We start from the raw sequence: 21,603 nt of genomic DNA on the forward strand, positions 1-21,603 counted from the left end.
TTAAATACTATTATGAAAAAAACAATAGCACTTTTAAAAAAACATGATGAGATACAAATAATAGATGCAGCTTTAGATATATATTTGGAAATTCCTCATTTAGCGTATGCTGAAGTAAAAAAAGAGGATGGTGGTAAAGCACTTCTGTTTACAAATGTAATTGATGTAAAAAGTGATACAAAATTTGAAGAGCCTGTGCTTATGAATGTGTTTGGTTCATATAAGCGTTGTGAACTGCTCTTTGGCAGAACTATTGAGAGTGTTGCTGATGAGATAACAAATTTATTACATATGAAACCACCTTCTGGATTTATGCAAAAAATTGATATGGCAAAAGAGCTTTTTTCACTTAAAAATATTTTTCCAAAACGCCTCAAAGGGGAGGGAGAGTGTCAAGCTATTAAATATCTTAAAGAGGAAGTTGATTTGTATAAACTTCCTGTTCTTACAACATGGGAACAAGATGGCGGACCTTTTATAACTATGGGGCAGGTCTATACGCAAAGTCTTGATGGAGAGATGGCAAATCTTGGAATGTATAGACTACAAGTGTATGATAAAAACCATTTGGGAATGCACTGGCAGATTCATAAAGACTCTTCACACTTTTTTGATCAGTATCAAAAAGCAGGAAAAAAGATGCCTGTAAGTATTGCAATAGGTGGTAATCCACTCTACACTTGGTGTGCAACGGCACCGCTTCCTTACGGTGTAAATGAACTCTTAATGTATGGGCTTATCACAAAAATTCCGGCACAACTTGTAAAATCTTTGACAACACCGCTTTATATTCCTAAAGATGTTGATTATGTCATTGAGGGCTGGGTTGATCCTAGCGAGATGAAAATTGAAGGTCCTTTTGGTGACCATACTGGTTACTATACGCTTGAAGAGCCGTACCCTGTGCTTGAAGTGAGTGCAATTACTATGAAAAAAAATAGAACATTTTTAGCAACTGTTGTAGGCAAACCTCCTTTAGAAGACAAATATATGGGCTGGGCAACAGGTAAAATTTTTTTTCCTTTGCTTAAAACTACTGTACCTGATTTACTTGATTATCATATGCCTGAAAATGCAGGTTTTCATAATCTAATACTAGCAAAAATGCAGCCACTTTATAAAGGACATGCTAAACAGTTTATGCACGCTTTTTGGGGTGCAGGACAGATGAGTTTTGTTAAACATGCCATTTTTGTTGATGAAAATGCTCCTAAATTGGAAAATTATGAAGTATTCGCAACATATGTTTTAAATAGATTTACACCAAAATCCATGTTTATTACAGAGGGAATTTTAGATGCACTTGATCACTCATCTGCCGAAACACTTGTTGGTGGAAAACTAGGCATAGATGCAACTTTGGCAAACAGGGTAGAGGCACCACAACTTTTAGGTGATGCTGAACTTTTAGCAAAAGTAAAAGAGTTGGTACCTCAAGCAGTTGATTTACATCAGTTTATGAGACGCACAAATAATCCTATAACTGTGATAAGTGTTCAAAAAACTAAAAATGTAAAAGAGTATTTTGATGCATTAGTAGAGCTTAGCCCGCATTTAAGGATAGTTGTATTTGTAGATGAGTATAAAAATGATATACGCAATTCTTATATGCTTATTTGGCGTGTAACAAATAATATGGATGCACTCAGAGATGTTTATAGTGCGGGGTTAATGGTTGGTATTGATGGAACAAATAAAACGCAACTTGATGGTTTCACTAGAGAGTGGCCAGACGATGTGGATTGTACGCCTAGTGTAGTTGAGCGTTTAAAAGCAAAGGGTATTTGGGATTTTGATGATAAATTGTTTAAAAAGTTTCAATTATAAGAAAATTTTATCAAAAGCTTGTGATATAAGCCAAGTGTAATTATTTCTAGTGTAAGATGGATTTACTTTTTATTAAGGTTGATCTATATGTATAAATTTGTGTTGCTATTTCTTTCTATTATGATTCTTTCTTTAACTTCTGCAAACGCAGCTATTTATAAGGGACAGAGGGTTTTTATTAAAAAATGTTTGCCTTGTCACAAAGATGGACAAAACTTTGTTTCTAAATATAAGATGAGACATTGGAAAAAATTGATGAAGAAAAAAGGAAAGCCACTTGCCCAATTGCACTTAAAAAGCAAAAAAGCAAAAAAATCATGGAAATATTTTAAAAGTAAAAGATATGCAAAAAAGTCAAAACATCTCAGACAATTTCTTGTTGAATATGCCAAAGACAGTGGGAATGTTCCAGCTTGTAACTAGTTTTTCAAAGTAAAGCTCATGCTTTACTCCCTCTTCATTTTGTAAAATGCCTCTTTTTAGATAAAATATCAAACTTTTTAAATACTATATTTATAATCTAAGGAACTGTAATGGAAAAAATGTGGTCAGGCCGCTTCTCGGCATCTGCTTCAAACCTTTTAGACCAATTTAATGCATCAATTATGTACGATAGAAAATTATATCGTGAAGATATTGAGGGCTCACAAGCTCATGCGAAAATGCTTGCAAAACAGGGCATTCTCACGCAAGATGAGTTAGAGCAGATTCTTGAGGGTTTAAATCAAGTAAAGCATGAGATAGAATCAGGCGAATTTGAGTGGAATATCTCTGATGAAGATTTACATATGGGCATAGAAAAACGCCTTACTCAGCTTATAGGTGATGCTGGAAAAAAACTTCATACTGCAAGAAGTAGAAATGATCAGGTAGCTGTGGATTTTCGCCGTTATGTTCTACGCAAAAATCTAGAGATTAGCCAAGCAATAAAAGCACTTATGGAAGTTGTTTTAGAAGTTGCTAACAAACATACACAAACGCTTATTCCAGGGATGACACACTTGCAACATGCACAACCAATTAACTTTGGTTTTCATTTAGGTGCCTATCTCTCTATGTTTAAACGAGATATTGAACGATTTGAGAGTTCTTATAAACGCAATAATATCTCCCCTCTTGGGTGTGCAGCACTTGCAGGTACGCCTCATAATGTAGATAGAGAATACTCTGCACAACTTTTAGGTTTTGATAGTGTAAGCGTAAATTGTCTTGATACTGTAAGTGACAGAGATTTTGCTTTAGAAATTTTGTTTAATATCTCAACAATGATGATGCACATTTCACGCCTCTCTGAAGAACTTGTTATGTGGTCATCGTATGAGTTTAGCTTTGTTGAACTCTCAGATGAGTATTCAACAGGAAGTTCAATTATGCCTCAAAAGAAGAATCCTGATGTTCCAGAGCTTTTACGAGGAAAAACGGGACGAGTTTATGGATCACTAATGGGGCTTTTAACTGTAATGAAAGGTCTGCCTCTTGCATACAACAAAGATACGCAAGAGGATAAAGAGGGCGTTTTTGATGCTGTAGAGACTGCTGAAATTTCACTTGAAATTTTAAAAGAAGCCATTAAAACTATGCAGGTAAAAGCACAAAATATGGAAAAAGCGTGTGCTATTGGACATTTGAGTGCTACAGATTTAGCTGATTATTTAGTTGAAAAATGCAATATACCATTTCGTGAAGCACACTTCATTACAGGTCATGCTGTAGCGAAAGGGGAAGATTTGGGTGTTGATTTATCTAAAATGGATTTTAAATATCTTAAAGAGATAGATGAACGGATAGACGAAGATGTAATGGAATTTTTACAACTGCGTCACTCTATGAATGCAAGAACTTCTGAGGGTGGAACTGCAACGACTAGAACGAAAGAGCAGTTAGAGTATATTCACAACTATTTACAAGAGAGCAAATAAAATGAAAATGACAGTAACACATAAAGAAGCAATGAAGTTTGAAGTAAAGAGTACAAAAAGCAGTTTTATTATTGATTGTCCTACTATATCACCTGTAGAGTATTTTCTCTCAGGCATCATCACTTGTAGTGCAACAGATATTGTACTTTTACCAAAAAATCAAGGTTTTACTGTAACAGATTTGCAAGTAGAGGGTGATGCAACCCGAGCGGAAGATCATCCAAGAAAATTTACAAAGCTCTTTTTAGATTATAAATTTAATTCTGATGGAGAGGATGTTCAAGCAGCTCGCTGGGTTGCAGCTTCTATTGAGACATACTGCTCAACTATTAATACAATTCGTGATACAACAGAAATCTCTTACTCTGTGACACATAATGGAAAATTAGTTCGTGAAAATGAACAAGTCATTAGCGGTGGCGGTTCTAATATTGATTTGGGTGAAATTGACGCTTGTTGTAGTTAGATTGTAGGGACATAATGTCCCTGCTGCTTGTTAGAGATAGTCTTTAGGATCTGCATCACTAAAGTGTCCCCATGTTAATTTTGCTCCACCTAAAACGTGAAAATGCAAATGTTTTACCTCTTGTCCGCCGTTATCTCCTACATTTGTTATTACTCTGTATCCACTTTTATCAATGCCAACTTGCTTAACAAGTTCTTGAATAAATTCAGTCATTCCTGTCATTGTCTCTGGACTTACCTCATTAAAGCTATCTACATGAATCTTTGGAATTGCTAAAAGGTGTGTAGGCGCCTTTGGATTTATATCGTGAAAAGCTAAAAAGTTTTCATTTTCTAGTTCAATATTGGCATTTATCTCTTTATTTACGATTTTACAAAATAGACACATTCTCATTCCTTCTTTTTATTTTATTATATCATACCAAAACCTTAATGAAGCTACATATAAATTAATTTCGCTATAATCCAATTAAAATTTTACACTTATGGAGACTCTCAATTGAAAGAGTGGTACGATAAAATAAATGAAACAGATTCTGTTGATGCTTTAGAAGAGATACGCATTGCTCTGTTTGGAAAAAAAGGTGTTTTAGCAGCACAGTTCGCAAAAATGAAAGATGTTCCAAATGAGCAAAAAGGAGCATTCGCCAAAGAGTTGAATGCACACAAGCAAAACTTGATGAATGAGTTTTCTGCAAAGAAAATTGTACTGCAAACGCAGGCTCTTCAAGAGGCGATGAAAGCAGAGGCAATAGATGTCTCTATGTTTTCAACGAAGAGTGCAGCAGGAGCTTTACATCCTGTCATGGAGACTATGGATAGAATTGTTGAGTATTTTTCATCTATGAACTTTAGTGTTAAAACTGGAAATATTGTAGAAGATGATTTTCATAACTTTGAAGCATTGAACCTTCCAAAATACCATCCAGCTCGTGATATGCAAGATACTTTTTACTTTAAAGATGAGATGCTTTTGCGTACACACACTTCTCCTGTTCAGATTAGAACGATGCTTGAAAGTAAACCGCCTATTCGTATGATAGCACCTGGTGCAGTCTTTCGTCGTGATTACGATTTGACACATACTCCGATGTTTCATCAAGTTGAAGGTCTCTTGGTTGATAAAGAGGGAACAGTCTCTTTTGCAAACTTGAAATTTATTTTAGAAGACTTTTTGAAGTATATGTTTGGTGATGTCGATGTACGTTTTCGTCCATCATTCTTCCCATTTACAGAGCCTTCTGCTGAAGTTGACATCTCTTGTGTATTTTGTAAAGGCGAGGGGTGTAGAGTATGTTCTCACACTGGTTGGCTTGAAGTTTTGGGATGCGGTATAGTTGATCCTAACGTTTTTGAAGCAGTAAAATACAAAAATGTTAGTGGTTATGCATTTGGTCTTGGCGTTGAGCGATTTGCTATGCTTATCCATCAAATTGGAGATCTTCGTTCACTCTTTGAGGGCGATATTAAATTACTGGAGCAGTTTCAATGATAGTTACAAGAAGTTGGTTAAATGAGTGGATTGATTTAAGTGGTATCTCAACTGAAGATATTGCAAAGACATTTAATTCCATCGGCTTGGAAGTTGATAGAGTGCATGAGTATAGAGTACCAAAAAAGATTGTTTTTGGGAGAGTTTTAGAGTGTGAAAAACATCCTGATGCCGATAAACTGAATGTTTGTAAAGTAGATATTGGCTCAGGTGTTCGACAAATTGTTTGTGGTGCTGCAAATGTAAGAGCTGGTTTAGATGTAGTAGTGGCAACTGTTGGTGCGGTTATGCCTTCTGGTCTTGCTATTAAGCCGGTAAAACTTCGTGGTATTGCATCTGATGGTATGATATGTTCTGCTGGTGAGATAGGGCTTCCTGATCTGGGCAAAGGTATTATGGAACTTGATGCTAGTATTGGTAAATATGAAATAGGTCAAGAAGTAAGTGAAAACACTATTTTAAATGATGATTTAATAGAAATAGAACTGACTGCAAATAGAGGAGACTGTCTTAGTATTCGTGGTGTTGCTCGCGATTTGAGCGCTGCGTTTGACAGACCTGTAAAAGAGTATGTAGTTACAGACAATGATGAAAAAAGAGGCGTAGGCAGGATTTTAGCGCTTACACATGAACACTCTTTGTGCGTAAATTTAAGATACAAAGCACTTGATTTAAAAGAGCTTACTCTTCCTATGCTTGTAACTTTAAGATTAGCACAAATTGAGGAAAAAAGAGATACCGATGTAGAGTCTCTTCTTTATTATGTTACGCAAAGTACAGGTGTGATTTTAAGAGCTTATGCACGAGACTTCTTTACATCTGATAAAGAGAGTGTAGCAAAACTTACTGTAAGTGAAGATGCCAAAGCATTTGCTTGCATTAAGTCATCTACAAATAAAATTGCTTCCGTAATAGGCGTCAATCAAAGTGATGATTCTAAAGTAAAAAATGAAAATAGTACGCTTTTTTTAGAAGCGAGTTATATTCCACCTGATGTTATCTCTAAAAAAATGGCAGATAATAAAGTAGAAGCTGATGCAATGTTTTACAGAACATCAAGGGGAAGTGAACCTGAATTAGAAGGTGGTCTCTCTTACTGTGTTGATCTTATTGAGAGTTGTTCATCTTCTTCTACTTATGGTGGTAGCATTGAACATCTTTACTCTTTTAAAGAAAAAATTGTAAAAGTAACAAAACAAGAGATTGATGAAATAATCGGTGCTAATATTGATAAATCTGTTGTAACAAAAATTATGAAAAACCTTGGTTTTGACACATCAAAATCTTCTCCAGATGTATTTGTTATTCATGTACCGCAATTTAGACATGATATTGTAAATAAACAGGATATTGTTGAAGAGATTGTGCGTATGGTTGGTATTGACAACATTCCATCAAAACCATTTTTACTTGAAGAAGAAAATAGACTTGAAGATAACTATTTTGAGTATAAAAAGCGTTCTATTTATAGACATCGTGGAGCACAAAGTGGCTTCTTTGAATCTGTACATTTTATTTTTGATGAGAAGAAAGTTTTACAAAAGTATGGTTTTGAAACTACAAAAGAGGAGTTAGAACTTCTTAATCCTATTGTGCAAACACTTGATACCTTGCGTCCAACACTACTAACTGGTCTCTTGAAAGCTGCATCACAAAATGTAAAAAATGGATATGCTGGCGTTTCTCTTTTTGAAATAGGTTCTGTCTTTACTCCCTTAAGAGAGGAGTCTTTAAACGCAGCCTTTTTAATGAGTGGTAATAAAGAGCATGAAAACTTAACAAATGGCGGCAGACCTGCCGAAGTTGATTTTGCATACTTTACGCAAAAAATAGCAGATGTAGTTGGTGATGTTGAGTTAAAAGAGTATAAAACAGCCCATAAGCTTTCACACACATACCAAACAGCACAAGTGTTGCAAAATGGCGTGGTGCTTGGAGAGTTGTTCCGTGTGCATCCTGAAGTAGAAAAAGAGTATGGCTTACAACGAACATTTTTATGTGAACTAGATTTTTCTAAACTATTTTATGGCTTGAAAATTGCGAAAAAAACATCAAAATATCAAGCATCTTTTAGAGACTTGAGTCTTTTGATGCCAAAAGATATGTCGTATGAAAAAGTAAAAAATCTCATTCAAGCAAGTGAAATTCCAAATCTTATCCGTTTTTATCCAGTAGATCGATATACAGATGAGACACTTGGAGATACTATGAGTCTTAGTCTGCGTTTTGTGTTACAGTCGGATGAAAAAACGCTTGAAGAAGAAGATATTACAGCCGTAATGGACAAAATTTTACAAGAGTTAGATTCAGAACTTGGAATTGGTTTAAGATAATGAAAAGCGTAGTTGTATCACCTGCAAAGAAATTTTCTGTAAAAATTGCTACTATAGCATCAGATAAATCTATATCGCATAGAAGCGTAATGTTTGCAATGTTGGCAGATGGCGTGAGTGAGATAGAGAATTTTTTACGCGCAGAAGATACGCTTAACTCTTTAGAAATTGTGAAAAATCTTGGTGCAAAAGTTGAAGATGATGGAAAAATCATTAAAATCAGCTCTTCTGGTATAAAAGAACCTTTTGAAGTCTTAGATTGTGGTAATTCAGGAACAGGTATTCGTCTCTTTTGTGGTCTATTAAGTTCTGCAGATGGACACTTTGTGCTTACAGGTGATAAATATCTTCGCCGTCGTCCTATGAAACGAGTTACTGAACCTCTTAGAACTATTGGTGCAAAAATTGATGGACGAGAAGATGGAAATCTTGCACCTCTTGCTATTCGTGGTGCATCGCTAAAAGCATTTAGCTATGAGAGTAAAATAGCTTCTGCACAAGTGAAATCTTGTATGATTCTTGCTGCCTTAAACGCGGATGGTGTCTGTCAATACCGTGAGCCTGAACTCTCTCGTGACCATACTGAGAGAATGCTTCAAGGTATGGGTGCTACACTTAAAGTTGAAGGTCTTACAACTACTATTGACCCTCTTAAAAAGTTACTTTCCCCTTTAAAAATTAGAGTTCCAGCTGATCCTTCATCTGCATTTTTCTTTGCTGTTGCTGCTGCTATTACTCCTGATTCAGATGTTGTTTTAGAGGGTGTTACACTCAATCCTACTCGTATTGAAGCTTTTAAAGCATTAGAGCGAATGGGTGCAAATATTAGCTATGAACTTAGCGATAATAAATATGAACCAGTTGGGAATATTTATGTAAAATATGCACCTCTGCATGCAATTGTAGTAGAAAATAATATTTCATGGCTTATTGATGAACTTCCTGCGTTAAGTATCGCCATGGCTTGTGCAGATGGTGAAAGTATAGTAAAAAATGCAAAAGAGTTACGGGTAAAAGAGAGTGATAGAATCTCGACTGTAGTAAATGGTCTACGCGCTTGTTCTATTGAAGTAGATGAGTATGAAGATGGATACAAAATTAGTGGTGGCACTTTAAGTAAAGCGACTGTAAATAGTGATGGTGACCATCGAATAGCTATGAGTTTTATTATTGCAGGCTTACGATGTGGTATGGAAGTGAGTGATTTAGAGTGTATAAATACCTCTTTTCCAAACTTTTTTGAGTTGTTCCAACAACTCACTCATGTAGAATTTAAAAATTAAGCGAAAAATTTCTTTCACCATTAGGTGTAGCTTTACAGAAAATAATTTAGTTATTTTCTGCATCGTCCTTTAGGCCAGAAGTGAGAGGAATTTATAAAGGAATTACTTCCTTTATGAAGGAGACAGAAATAGTGAAAATTGAACTTGCAGAAAATTATGGATTTTGTTTTGGTGTGAAGCGTGCTATTAAAATAGCAGAAGAGAATACAAACGCAGCAACTTATGGACCACTTATTCATAACTCTAAAGAGATACAGAGACTCGACAAAGATTTTAAAGTTGGACTTGTAGAAGATTTTACTACCTTTAAGTCTGGCGATAAAGCCATTGTTCGTACGCATGGAATAGTGAAAGAGGAGTTAGCAGCTCTTAAACGCAATGGGGTAGATGTTGTTGATGCCACATGCCCTTTTGTTACAAAACCACAAGAGATTGCTCATGAAATGAGTGAAAAAGGCTATAGTGTTGTAATTTTTGGAGATGAAAAACATCCAGAGATTAAAGGGGTAAAATCTTATGCAACGCATGGTGCAATTGTAGTCAGTTCTGTTGATGATGTAAAAGGTATTAAACTGCATGAACGCGTGGCCCTCATCGCACAAACAACGCGAAAAGTAGAAGATTATATGTCTATTGCAAATTATCTTATTCCTCGACATAAAGAGCTAAGAATATTTAATACTATATGTAATGCAACTTTTGAAAATCAAGAAGCCATTCGTAGGCTTGCAAAAAAAGCAGATGTGATGATTGTAATTGGTGGGAAAAACTCATCAAATACTAAACAACTTTTTAGCATTTCAAAAGAGAATTGTAGTGAGAGTTATCATATTGAAGATGAGACTGAAATAGAGAGTGAATGGTTTAAAAATAAAACACTTTGTGGTATAAGTGCTGGTGCTTCTACTCCTGATTGGATTATTCAAAATGTTATAAATAGTATAAAAAATAGTATTGTGTAGTTCTCTCACAGAATACTATTCCCCCTTTTTCAGCTTTTTTCATATTTCTCTTTTAATTTAATACCAATATAATTAAATATTAGATATAATCACGACAATTTTTATGTAACAGAGGATAGGTAATGGCGTTCGATAACGAATCATTTGAAGAAGAAGAAAATTTTGCAGAGATGTTTGCTGCAAGTGAAAAACAACAGGAAAAAAGTCGCACAGTAGAAGGTGAGATAGTAGAAATACAAGCTGATGAGAATAGAGCATTAGTAGGTGTAGGTGATAAACTTGAAGGTATTTTAAGCCTTGATGAAATCCGCGATGAAAATGGTGAGCTTAAGTTTACTACTGGTGATAAAATCAAAGTGCTAGTTATGGGATACTATAATGAGCGTCCTAAAATTTCACACAAAAAAGTTTTAGAGCAAGAAAAAACTATTGAGTTTATTGATGCAAACAAAGACGATTTTGAAGATTTAGTAGTTGAAGGTATTATTACTAAGAAAAATCGTGGTGGTTATGTAGTAGAGGCTGATACAGTTTCATTTTTTATGCCTCGTTCATTAGCTGCGTTTAAAGATACAGACGATGTAGTTGGTCGTAAAATCAAAGCACAAGTTATTAAAATTGATCCAGAAGAGAACTCAATCATTCTTTCTCGTCGTAAACTTTTTAATGAAGAGCGTAAAAAGAAAAAAGAGATCATTGATCAACTTATGGCAGAAGATGTTATTGTTGAAGGTGTTATCAAAAAAATCACTAGCTACGGAATGTTTGTAGATGTTGGTGGTGTTGATGGTCTTGTTCACTATAACGAAATCTCTTATAAAGGGCCGGTTAATCCGTCTAAACTTTATAATGAAGGTGATGTAGTAACAGTAAAAGCTATCTCTTACGATAAAGACAAAAGACATTTATCTCTTTCTATTAAAGCTGTACAACCAGACCCATGGGCTGAAGTTGAATCAGAACTTGATGAAGGCGATACAATTACTGTAACTGTTTCTAATGTAGAAGCGTATGGTGCATTTGTTGATCTTGGAAATGATATTGAAGGTTTCTTGCATATTTCTGAAATTACTTGGAATAAAAATGTAAAAAATCCAGGTGACTACTTAGAAGTAGGTCAAGAGATTGATGTTGAAGTTATTGAAATTAATTCAAAAACTCATAAGCTTCGTGTCTCTTTAAAAAGATTACTTCCAAAACCATTTGATGAATTTTTGAAAAACTACAGAGAAGGCGATGTTGTAACTGGTACCGTTACTTCTTTAACTGACTTTGGTGCTTTCGTTCGTATTGATGGTGTTGAAGGTCTTTTACACAATCAAGATATCTCTTGGGATAAAAATACAAAAGCAAGAGAAGTGTTGAAATCTGGAGAAGAAGTTGAAGTTAAAATTGCTAAAATCAATGCAGAAGATCAAAAAATCTCATTGAACCGCAAGACTTTACTTGAATCACCAATAGATAAATTTGCTACAACTCACAAGGTGAACTCTGTAGTAACTGGAACTATTCGTGATATTAAAGATTTTGGTGTATTTGTTTCACTTGAAGATGGCGTTGATGCACTTATCCGTGATGAAGATTTAACTCCATTAAATAAAGAAGAATTAGAAATAGGTCAAGAGATAGAAGCTGCAATTGCAAATATTGATACTCGCCGTGACCGTATCCGTTTATCTGTTAAAAAATTAGACTACATTAAAAATCAAGCAATGCTTGAAGAAATAAATGATAACGAATCACACTCTTTGGGTGATTTAATTAAAGATAAATTGAATAAATAAGTAATTTATTTTAATGCAAAAGTTGATAAAATGGCTTGCTCCTATTGTTGCAATAGGTGTTGCCATTTTTCTAACTTACTTTTTGATTTCAATTAACTCGCAAACGGCTCTTTTGGACAATGAACCTCTGCGATTTCAAGACAAAGTGAAGCAAGCAAATGTAGAAAAAAGTTGGCTGAATCATTTTTCTAAAAGTAAACAATTAGCTTATTCTTACCCTGTAAACGAAATCTATCTTAAAATGGATTTAGATGAAAAAATAACTAAAACTATTACCTATAAACTATCTGTAAATATTCAAGATCCGTACCAACTGTTTTGTTTAAAAGAAGAACTGGCACGATATAAGTTGAAATATTTTCTAAAAAAAGATAAACTAGGTGTATATTTACTTATTTATTCGCAAAATGTTAATAAATTAAATAATTTAGTCAAAGTACTAAAAGATTACAAAATAAAAGCTCAAGTTGAGTTATATAAAGAGGATTATTAAAATGCAAAAATATACTGTAGTAGTCTGTGACCATATACATCAAGCAGGTTTAGATATGCTTGAAAATGATGAAAACATTAACTTTGTTATGGCAGCAGATGTAGATAAAAAAGAGTTAGTTGAAAAGATTATTCCAACTGCTGATGTGGCAATTACAAGAAGTTCAACGGATGTTGATGACTTTTTTATAGAACATGCGACAAATATGAAAGCTATTGTTCGTGCCGGTGTTGGTGTAGATAATGTAAATATTCCTGAGTGTTCTAAAAAAGGTATAATCGTTATGAATGTACCTACAGCAAACACAATTGCTGCAGTTGAGCTTACAATGACACATATGCTCTCATGTATGCGTATGTTTCCATACTCTCATGATCATCTGAAAAATAAAAGAATTTGGAAGCGCGAGAAGTGGTATGGTTATGAGCTTAAGGGCAAAAAACTTGGTATTATCGGATTTGGTAATATTGGTTCTCGTGTTGCAAAACGCGCAAAAGCATTTGAAATGGATATAGTTGCGTTTGATCCATATATCAACCCTTCAAAAGTTACTGATCTTGATATGACATATACAAAGAACTTTGATGATATTTTAGCATGTGATGTAATTACAATTCATACTCCTAAAAATAAAGAGACAATTGGCATTATAGATAAAGAAGAGATTGCTAAAATGAAAGATGGTGTTGTTTTAGTAAACTGTGCAAGAGGTGATTTATATAACGAAGATGCACTTTATGACGGTCTTAAATCTGGAAAAATCCGTTTTGCTGGAATTGATGTTTTTGGAAAAGAGCCTGCAATCAATAACAAACTTCTTGATTTAGATAATATTGTTGTCTCTCCTCACCTTGGAGCGAATACTTATGAATCTCAATATAACATTGGTACACAGGCAGCAGGCAATGCAATTGCTGCTGCAAAAGGAATTGCATATCCAAATGCCATGAATTTACCAATTGATGAGTCTAAAATACCTGCATTTGTAAAACCATTTTTAGAGATGGGACAAAAAATAGGATTTTTAGAATCTCAAATAAACAAGTCTAAAATTGTTTCTATAAGAGTAAAAGGACAAGGTGAAATAGCAAACTATGTTGATTCTCTTGCAACATTTGTAACTGTTGGTGCTATGAGTCACTCTAATGAATCAATTAACTATGTAAACGCAGACTTTATTGCAAAAGAGAGTGGGATTGAAGTAGAGAGTGTTAATCTTGGAGATTCTGAGGTTTATAAAAATCTTATTACTATAAAACTTACTACAAATGAGGGTACAACATCTATTTCTGCTACAATTTTAGAAGATGGCTTGCAGCGTGTTGTCTCTATTGATGGCTTTGATAATGAAGTAGCACTTAAAGGTGATATGATTCTCTTCAAAAATAGTGATGTTCCAGGTGTAATTGGAAGTGTAGGGACTATTCTTGCAAATCACAATGTAAATATTGCAGACTTTTCATTAGCTAGAAATGAGAGCAAAGAAGCTCTTGCTGTCATTCTTGTTGATAATGCAGTAAATGATACTGCTCTTAATGAATTAGCAGCCTTAGAAGCTTGTAATAGCGTTAATTACGCACGTCTATAAGAGACCTTCAAACTTTTTTTAACACAGACCTTTTTTGAGGTCTGTCTTCTCCTTTTTTACTTCCTTTTTTTTTATCTATTTATCTCAAACGCAGTAATATATTATCTATCAAAACGCAGTGAATTTTTGTGGAGGTAATATTGGTTTTGTGTAAAAAGAATAGATGAAGAAAGTAGGAGAGGGGAAAAGTATTAGGAGTTAGATTTACAGAAACGGGGTAGTTACTTAGCTCCTCCTATGCTATAATTATGCATGGAATCAGCAAAAAGTACATATAAAAATGAAATATTAGTTGCAGGAGAGGATTATCCTCGCACTTATAGAGAATTTGTGACTATGTTTCCTGATGATAAAAGTTGTCGAGAATTTTTATATAAATTACGATGGAAAGATGGTTTTATTTGTCCGAAATGTAAAGCCTCATCCAGCCCATGGGAACAAACTCACAAAAGACTTGTATGTCCACATTGTCGTTATCAAACTACAGTTACGGCAGGAACAATATTTGATAAGACAAGAACACCATTAACAACTTGGTTAGAAGCTGCTTGGCATATTACAACAGCGAAAAATGGGATGTCAGCAAAAACTATTGAGCAAACTTTAGGAGTTTCATACAATACAGCATGGACAATGCTCCAACGATATAGAGTTGCTATGGTTAATACTGAAAGAGAAAAGTTATCAGGTATAGTAGAAGTTGATGAAACTCAAGTTGGTGGTGTTGATGTAGGCGGTAAACGAGGTCGTGGCTCCAGCAAGAGCCTTGTTGTCATCGCTGTAGAGTTACATGAACCAAAAGGTTTTGGACGGACTAGGATGCGTTATATTCCAGATGCTTCAAGTGAAAGTTTAACAGCTTTTATTCAAGATGTAATAGAACCCCAAAGTGTTGTTTGCACAGACGGGTGGGTTGGATATACCTCATTGGAGTCTTTTGGCTATAATCATGATGTAACAGTTATGGCTCACTCTAATGATCAAGCACATGTAGTGATGCCTGGAGTTCATCGAATAGCTTCTCTATTAAAAAGATGGCTACTCGGTACACATCAAGGTTCATTTTCACAAGAGCATTTACAATCATATTTGGAAGAGTTTACTTTTCGTTTTAATCGAAGATTATCAAAGAACAGAGGACTTGTTTTTCGACGACTTTTAGAACAAGCTATAAGGACGCATCCTGTTATGAAGAAAGATGTGACTTATGGATATGATTGGGATAAAAATCTAGGAGGAGCTAAGTAACTACCCCGTTTACAGAATATGCTATGTGTTAATAAGTGCCATTTATTATGCTCTGGCACTTATAAAGAGAAGAGACCTAAACAGGCTCTTCTACCGATACAGCTTTTTTCTCATGAAAGTGAAAGTGAGTTTCTAAATCTATCATATACAATAGTACAGGAACAACAACGAGTGAAGCGATAACAGCCGTCACTGTACCAAAAATAAGTGCAACTCCTAGTCCACCAAATACAGCATCACTAGCGAGGAGTGTTGAAGCTAGCATAATTGCAACTGCAGTTAAGAAAATAGGTTTTGCACGTGTCGCACTTGCATAAGCAATAGCTTCTGCTTTATGCATACCTTTTTCATCCATAAGAGATTTTGTAAAGTCAATGAGTAGTAATGAGTTACGAGAACTAATACCAATAAGGGCAATAAAACCAATTAGTGATGTGGCTGTTAGAAAAAATGTATCTGCAGTAAAGAGATTCATTATCCAGTGACCAAAAATCACACCAATAATAGATAAGAATGAACCAAGTAGAATGATGCCACTAATGGTATAACTTTTATAGTAAATAACCATAAGTAAAAAGATAAGGACTAATGCTGCAATAAATGCACCTCCTAAATCTCTAAATGTATCAAGTGTAACTTTCATCTCACCATCCCATTTTAGTTTATATACATCACCTGTTTTTTTATCTTTTAATGATAAATCAAAAAGACCTGTTTTAGTAATATCATACTCATTAGTGAAAGTTTTTAAGATTTTATCTCTTGCTTTAAGAAGAGGATAAACTTGTGAAACCATATCAGTTTCTGCCATAACATTTGTCATTTGATGCAAATCTTTACTCATAATTTTAGGATGAGATTTTGTTGGAATAATTGTTACAAGTTCTGTAACAGGAATCATCATACCTCTTTTATTCATAAGTTTTAGAGAGGTTAATTTTGCTCTAACTGAGTCCAAATCTTTTCTAGTAAATCTTTTTGATTTTGGTGATAATGTTAAAAAGAGAGGAATCTGTTCATTATATTTTGCTGAATTTTTTACAGCTACATCCATACCTTCAAAGGCAAGATAGATAATATTGTTGAGCTGTTTTACAGAGATTCCAGATTTAGATGCTTTTATTGTATTAATTTTTAAATCAAAAGTAGAGTATATCTCATCTTCCATAGTGTCAATATCTACGAGACCTTTTGTAGATTTAAAAACTTTTTCAACTTTTCCTGCCAATTTTCGTATGCCTTGTGTATTGTCACCATAAATTTCTGCAACAATAGCTGAAAGAGTTGGAGGACCTGCTGGTGGTTCTACAAATGAAATATGTGTATCTGGATAGAGCTTTTCACATGCATTTTGAATGACAGGACGCATTCTTTGAACCATCATAAATGAGGGCTCTTCTCTCTCATGTTTTTTTGTAAGATTTAAAACAATTTCTGCCACATTTTCAGAGTTTTTAAACTGACTTCCCTTAATAAGACCGGCAAAATCAAGTGGTGAACCCATCCCTAAAAATACTTCAGTATTAAGAACTTCTTTCTCTTGTACTACATAACGGCTAACACACTCGGTAACTTTTTTTGTCTGCTCAACAGAGTCTCCATTAGCAAGTGTTACATAAATGTTGAATGTATCGTTATTTTTACCAGGGAGCATCTTTACTTTTACTATTTCTGTTGGAGCAATCATAAGGATAGATATTATAAAGGCAACAAGCGTACCAAAAAGAATAAGTCTTCTTTTTGCTTTGCTCTGTATGCCCTCACGCACAAGGTTTTCAAATTTTTTAAACATTAATGTTCTCCTTTAGTAAGGTCTGGGCGTTTGAGTATTCTTACTGCAAGGTAAGGGGTGAAAATATAGGCGATAAAAAGTGAAGCAATAAGTGCTACAGGTACATTCTCAGGAATTGGTTTCATGAATTGACCCATCATTCCTCCAACAAATGCCATAGGAACCATAGTCATAATGATTGCTAAAGTGGCAATATTTGTTGGCGCACCAATTTCATCTGTTGCCTTAATCATAAGCTCATCGTCACTGAGATGTGCTGATTCAACAGAGTGGTAATGTCTATGTATGTTTTCAATAACAATAATGGCTGCATCTACTAATAGTCCAAGTGCAAGCAAAAATGCAAAAAGTGTAATTCTATTGATTGTCTGCCCACTTAAATATGCTATAAAAAGAGTGACTGCTAAAATAGCTGGAACTGTAAATGTAACGATGAGCGATTCCCTCCAGCCAAGTACAAAAATAAGTAAGATTGCGATAATTACAATAGAAAGTACAAGATGCATTACAAGCTCATTTACTGCATCATCAGCTCTTACTCCATCATTTCTTGTAATTACATAACTAATACCATTCTTCTTTAAAATATCTTTATATTGTTCAAGATTTTTTTTCACTTCATCTGCAATATTTACTGCGTTTGTACCCTGTAATTTTGATACTGTTAAGGTGACTTGGTTGTCAAATTTTGAAAATTTATTTTTGCCTTCTCTTTTTGCAATGAGTGCTGATTTGAAGTTTTGAATATCATAAGAGTCTTTAACATTTGCTACTTGTTTAAGATATATTGGAGAACCCATATACTGTGCTACTATAATATTTCCAACATCTTTTGCACTCTCAATCGCATTTTCAACACCAACCATGACTATTTTATTGTCTTTTGTTCTATTCTTTACTGCAGGGACATTGTATGCTAGCGCTTGAACAGCTTGCATAACCTGTCCCATAGAAAGATTATAACCAGAGAGTTTATTTAGATCAACTTCTATATTAAATTGATGTTTATGCCCACCTTTAAGTGCAGTTACAGCAACATTTTTAAGACCATTTATTTTATGTTGAATCTCTTTTACTTTATCATAGAGTTCTGTCTGATTTAATATTCCATCAGAATAGAATGCAACACTTAAAATAGGAATGTCAATATCAATATCTAGTGGTTTGATAATAGGATTTCTAGCTCCCTTAGGAAACATATCTGAATTTTGCATAATTTTATCATAAACTTTTAGATTGGAAGCTTCTTTCTTTTGTCCAATAAAAAATGCTGCGTTTACCACACCAACATTGTCCATAGCAGTTCCATAAATATGCTCAACCCCTTTAATCTCTTTAAGTTTTCTCTCCAAAGGTTGTACAATGATTTTTTCTACCTCTTTTGCACTTGCACCAGGAAGGGCAACAATAACAGTTGATCCACTGACAACCATTTGAGGATTCTCTTCACGGGGCATAATTTCAAGAGAAAGATACCCAAGTACCAATAAAAATATCCCTAAAACGATTGTTAAGGGATTTCGTAAAAAAGTCTTGGCAAGTTTTCCTGCCGAGTCACCAGGTTCATAAATTTTATGATGTTTCATATTTACTTTCCTTAGTTTATAGATACTGTTGCATACATACCTGGATACACAGATCTATGGTGTGATTTAAAAGAGATTTTTACTTTAAATGTATGTGTCATTGGGTTTGAATTTGGAATAATTGCAGTAACTTTTCCAATCTCTTGAATATGTTGTGATGGAATATTGATTACGACTTTTTTTCCGCGTTTGAGTAAATGCAAGTCACTTTCAGCAACTTCCACAGAAACTTTTAAATCACTTAAGTCAGAAAGAATAATAGCGGGCATACCTGGCATTGCCATCTCACCAACACGAATATTAACCTTGATTATAACTCCGTTATTTGGAGCAGTAACATTTAAGTATTTATATTGATTTTTTACCTCTTTGAGTCTCTCTTTTGCTTGTTCAACTTGTTTTTGAGAAATTTCAACTAAATCACGAAGATTTTTAGCTGCAAGTGCAAGATTTTCTACTTCATATCTTGAAACCATATCTTTAGCAAGAAGTCTTTTATTTCGCTCAAGATTTAATTTTACATTTGTAAATTGGTTTTGATACATTTGCAAAGAGAGTTGTGCTTGAGAAATTGCAAGTTCTACCTGTGACTTTGCTGCATCTATCTCTTTTGAATCAATACTGTAAAGGAGTTGCCCTCTTTTAACAGAATTACCTTCTGAAACATTTACTTGTGTTACAAAGCCCATGAAACGGCTTGTAATCATCTTTTTGTTATCAGATATAACTGTTCCAGAAAGAGTGAGTGTCTCTGCGATAAGTGAGGCACTGAGTGCCAGTAGTATTAGTAGTTTTTTCATTCTAGTTTTCTCCGTTTGCTAATTTTTCTAAAGCAAAAACCGCTTCAGTGCGTTTGTTTTTTGCTTGTTGCAGTTGTAAAATTTTCTCTATTTGAAGAGATTGTTTGATAATGACATCACTCATAGAGACAAGTTTCTCTTTATATCTGTATTCATAATTTTCATAAATTGCGTTTGCCAGCGCGAGCTCTTTTTCAAGTGAAGCTATCTCAACATTTATACTTTTGATTTTTGTTCTTATTTTTGCAATTTTAAGTGCTATTCCTTCTTTTGCGAGTTGTACTTGAGAACTCATTTTTAGGCGGTCTAGTTTTGCTTTTTCTAGTTTAGAGTTATCTGTTCCACCATTAAAAAGATTCCATGTAAGTCTTGCACCTATTGTATAGGCTTTGTGGTCACTTGCATCTCCTAAGAAAGTATTGTCTGCAGTTGAAACCTCTCCAAATGCACCAACTGTAGGGTAAAATGCACCCTCAGCTGCACCTTGCATTGATTTTCTTATTGCAAGTCCCTCTGTCGCCCTTTTAATGTCTAAGTTAGTTTTTAAGATTTGTGCATCTGTATAAGCAGGCATTGGAACATCTGTTTTAGGTGTTCTAATTTCAGTTACTTTTTTGTTGAGTAAAAAGCTAATGTATTGCAAAAGTAGTTCTTTATTTGCTTTCATTTGTACTAAAAGTCTTGTAACATTTCCTTTTTTTGCTTGCACTTCTAAAAGGTCAACTTTTTTTGCATACCCGACTTCTATCATTGTCTTTGTAGTGTTTTCTAAAATATTAATATTATTCATGACTATATTTAAATGTGCTATTGATGTGTCAAGTAGTGCTACATCATAGTAGCTTTTTCTTAGTTGGTATATTTTTTCATTTTCTATTTTGTCTTTGTCAAGTTTTTTCATTTTGGACATCTCTTTCATGATGTCTTCATAACTAGAAATTGCAAATCCTGTAAAAAGTGGTAGTTCGTATTTTAGTTTACTTTGAAAGAAGTTTCTATATCCCGGATAGTTTAAATCTTTTGGTTGTACATTCAAAATATTTGGGTTTGTATTACTGAATTCTGAAAAACCAAAATCTCCAAATGTTGCCTCTCGCGAACTAAGTTTAAATCCAAAAACACTAAGCGCATCGTTTGAACGAGCTACATCTTGTTGAAATGTAAGTTTACCCCAGTTCATTCCTGATGCTGTACCCTCATTGGCTTTTGCTGCTTCTACATCTATTTTTGCCGCTTTTATTTCTAAGTTTTGTGCTTTTAAAATTTCTAAAGCCGCATCAAGTGCAAGACCATTTTCTCCACTTGTTAAATCATCATTAGTGAGTGTATATTTTGAAGTGTCTATAGTTGTGTTTTGTTCTTGAATATCATCAAGAGAGAGATCGTCTTTGGGTGCAGTACCTTGAACAATACTGTCTGGTGTTAATGAATATGCAATATTTTTACCATCAAATCTATGTTTATATGTCATAGCAACAAGTGCTTTTTTATACTCACCTTTAAGCTCTTTTAAGCGTGCCTCTGCAGGTGCATATTTGTCATAACATCCGCATCTTACCGTTTGTGTTTTATTAAGTGTCATAACTTTACAATCTTTTGGATATTCTTCCTCACTAAAACCACTATTTGCTTGTGATTTGTAACTGCTGAGTAGTTGGACAGTGTAACAAGTCTCGCTATTGTTTGAGGCTGCGTTTACAACTGCAGTGAGAAAAAATAGTGTAGTTAAAAGTTTTATCATCATTTTTCCCTTCGTTTTTTTCTTAAAATATTTAACTTGTAATTATAACATATAAATTTTTTTATGTTATTACAATAATATCAAATTTATAAATAAAAAGTTCTTTTAAGATATAAGAAAATAAAATACTTAAATCTTAAGTATTTTATACTATTATGTGATTATTATTTTATTTAAGGTGAATTTTTTATGTCAAATACTTGTCCATTGAATTTTACAAAGGTAGATTCTAATGTTTCTCGTTTTAACGCTCTTTTTGTTGCTATTTTAGTGATTACATACCTCTACTC

Annotated in this window: 17 protein-coding genes; 12 read left to right on the forward strand and 5 right to left on the reverse strand. The window is 34.1% G+C overall.

What is annotated here, in order from left to right:
* Positions 1-12: 12 nt before the first annotated feature.
* The 4 genes from MVY38_RS01830 to MVY38_RS01845 all read left to right on the forward strand — a co-directional run bounded on the left by MVY38_RS01830 (position 13) and on the right by MVY38_RS01845 (position 4,212).
* On the forward strand, positions 13-1,827 hold the full coding sequence (locus MVY38_RS01830; protein ID WP_297482914.1) for a menaquinone biosynthesis decarboxylase: 1,815 nt from the start codon (positions 13-15) through the stop codon (positions 1,825-1,827).
* A gap of 87 nt (positions 1,828-1,914) precedes the next feature.
* Positions 1,915-2,250 (forward strand): cytochrome C, encoded by a 336-nt coding sequence (locus MVY38_RS01835; protein WP_297482917.1) that lies wholly within the window; start codon positions 1,915-1,917, stop codon positions 2,248-2,250.
* A gap of 110 nt (positions 2,251-2,360) precedes the next feature.
* On the forward strand, positions 2,361-3,746 hold the full coding sequence (gene argH / locus MVY38_RS01840) for an argininosuccinate lyase (RefSeq protein WP_297482921.1): 1,386 nt from the start codon (positions 2,361-2,363) through the stop codon (positions 3,744-3,746).
* 1 nt (position 3,747) lies between these two features.
* Entirely contained in the window at positions 3,748-4,212 is a 465-nt protein-coding gene (locus tag MVY38_RS01845; protein ID WP_297482924.1) for an OsmC family protein, read from the forward strand.
* Positions 4,213-4,242: 30 nt separating this feature from the next.
* On the opposite strand, the gene MVY38_RS01850 is transcribed toward MVY38_RS01845, so the two are convergent.
* Positions 4,243-4,599, reverse strand: a complete 357-nt coding sequence (locus MVY38_RS01850) for a histidine triad nucleotide-binding protein (protein ID WP_297482927.1) — start codon at positions 4,597-4,599, stop codon at positions 4,243-4,245.
* A gap of 111 nt (positions 4,600-4,710) precedes the next feature.
* Here MVY38_RS01850 and pheS point away from each other — a divergent pair, with 111 nt between their 5' ends.
* The 8 genes from pheS (at position 4,711) to MVY38_RS01890 (ending at position 15,394) form a co-directional block, all read left to right on the forward strand.
* Positions 4,711-5,703: a phenylalanine--tRNA ligase subunit alpha gene (gene pheS, locus MVY38_RS01855; protein WP_297482931.1), complete on the forward strand. Its 993-nt coding sequence runs from the start codon at positions 4,711-4,713 to the stop codon at positions 5,701-5,703.
* Positions 5,700-8,036 carry a phenylalanine--tRNA ligase subunit beta gene (gene pheT, locus MVY38_RS01860; RefSeq protein ID WP_297482934.1) on the forward strand — a complete coding sequence of 779 codons (2,337 nt, stop codon included), beginning with the start codon at positions 5,700-5,702 and terminating at the stop codon, positions 8,034-8,036. Before pheS ends, pheT begins: the two co-directional genes overlap by 4 nt.
* Positions 8,036-9,319 carry a 3-phosphoshikimate 1-carboxyvinyltransferase gene (aroA, locus tag MVY38_RS01865; RefSeq protein ID WP_297482937.1) on the forward strand — a complete coding sequence of 428 codons (1,284 nt, stop codon included), beginning with the start codon at positions 8,036-8,038 and terminating at the stop codon, positions 9,317-9,319. The genes pheT and aroA overlap by 1 nt, the downstream gene beginning before the upstream one ends.
* A gap of 131 nt (positions 9,320-9,450) precedes the next feature.
* Positions 9,451-10,281: a 4-hydroxy-3-methylbut-2-enyl diphosphate reductase gene (locus MVY38_RS01870; RefSeq protein ID WP_297482963.1), complete on the forward strand. Its 831-nt coding sequence runs from the start codon at positions 9,451-9,453 to the stop codon at positions 10,279-10,281.
* A 122-nt stretch (positions 10,282-10,403) separates the two neighbouring features.
* Positions 10,404-12,065 (forward strand): 30S ribosomal protein S1, encoded by a 1,662-nt coding sequence (locus MVY38_RS01875; RefSeq protein ID WP_297482940.1) that lies wholly within the window; start codon positions 10,404-10,406, stop codon positions 12,063-12,065.
* Positions 12,066-12,078: 13 nt separating this feature from the next.
* A complete protein-coding gene (locus MVY38_RS01880; protein WP_297482943.1) occupies positions 12,079-12,558 on the forward strand; it encodes a hypothetical protein in 480 nt (159 codons plus the stop codon).
* 1 nt (position 12,559) lies between these two features.
* Positions 12,560-14,146 (forward strand): phosphoglycerate dehydrogenase, encoded by a 1,587-nt coding sequence (serA, locus tag MVY38_RS01885; RefSeq protein WP_297482946.1) that lies wholly within the window; start codon positions 12,560-12,562, stop codon positions 14,144-14,146.
* Between the two features lie 252 nt (positions 14,147-14,398).
* Positions 14,399-15,394 carry an IS1595 family transposase gene (locus tag MVY38_RS01890; RefSeq protein WP_297482948.1) on the forward strand — a complete coding sequence of 332 codons (996 nt, stop codon included), beginning with the start codon at positions 14,399-14,401 and terminating at the stop codon, positions 15,392-15,394.
* A gap of 76 nt (positions 15,395-15,470) precedes the next feature.
* Here MVY38_RS01890 and MVY38_RS01895 read toward each other — a convergent pair whose 3' ends face one another.
* From MVY38_RS01895 to MVY38_RS01910, 4 genes are read right to left on the reverse strand one after another with little or no spacing between them, the layout of a single operon-like run.
* Positions 15,471-17,186 (reverse strand): efflux RND transporter permease subunit, encoded by a 1,716-nt coding sequence (locus tag MVY38_RS01895; RefSeq protein WP_297482951.1) that lies wholly within the window; start codon positions 17,184-17,186, stop codon positions 15,471-15,473.
* The gene (locus MVY38_RS01900) at positions 17,186-18,772 is read right to left on the reverse strand and encodes an efflux RND transporter permease subunit (protein ID WP_297482955.1); all 1,587 of its coding nucleotides are present in this window, start codon (positions 18,770-18,772) and stop codon (positions 17,186-17,188) included. The genes MVY38_RS01895 and MVY38_RS01900 overlap by 1 nt, the downstream gene beginning before the upstream one ends.
* A gap of 11 nt (positions 18,773-18,783) precedes the next feature.
* Entirely contained in the window at positions 18,784-19,572 is a 789-nt protein-coding gene (locus tag MVY38_RS01905) for an efflux RND transporter periplasmic adaptor subunit (protein ID WP_297482958.1), read from the reverse strand.
* A 1-nt stretch (position 19,573) separates the two neighbouring features.
* The gene (locus MVY38_RS01910; protein ID WP_297482961.1) at positions 19,574-21,313 is read right to left on the reverse strand and encodes a TolC family protein; all 1,740 of its coding nucleotides are present in this window, start codon (positions 21,311-21,313) and stop codon (positions 19,574-19,576) included.
* Positions 21,314-21,603 lie beyond the last annotated feature (290 nt).

It is taken from the genome of Sulfurimonas sp., assembly GCF_027056685.1.
Taxonomy (GTDB): domain Bacteria; phylum Campylobacterota; class Campylobacteria; order Campylobacterales; family Sulfurimonadaceae; genus Sulfurimonas.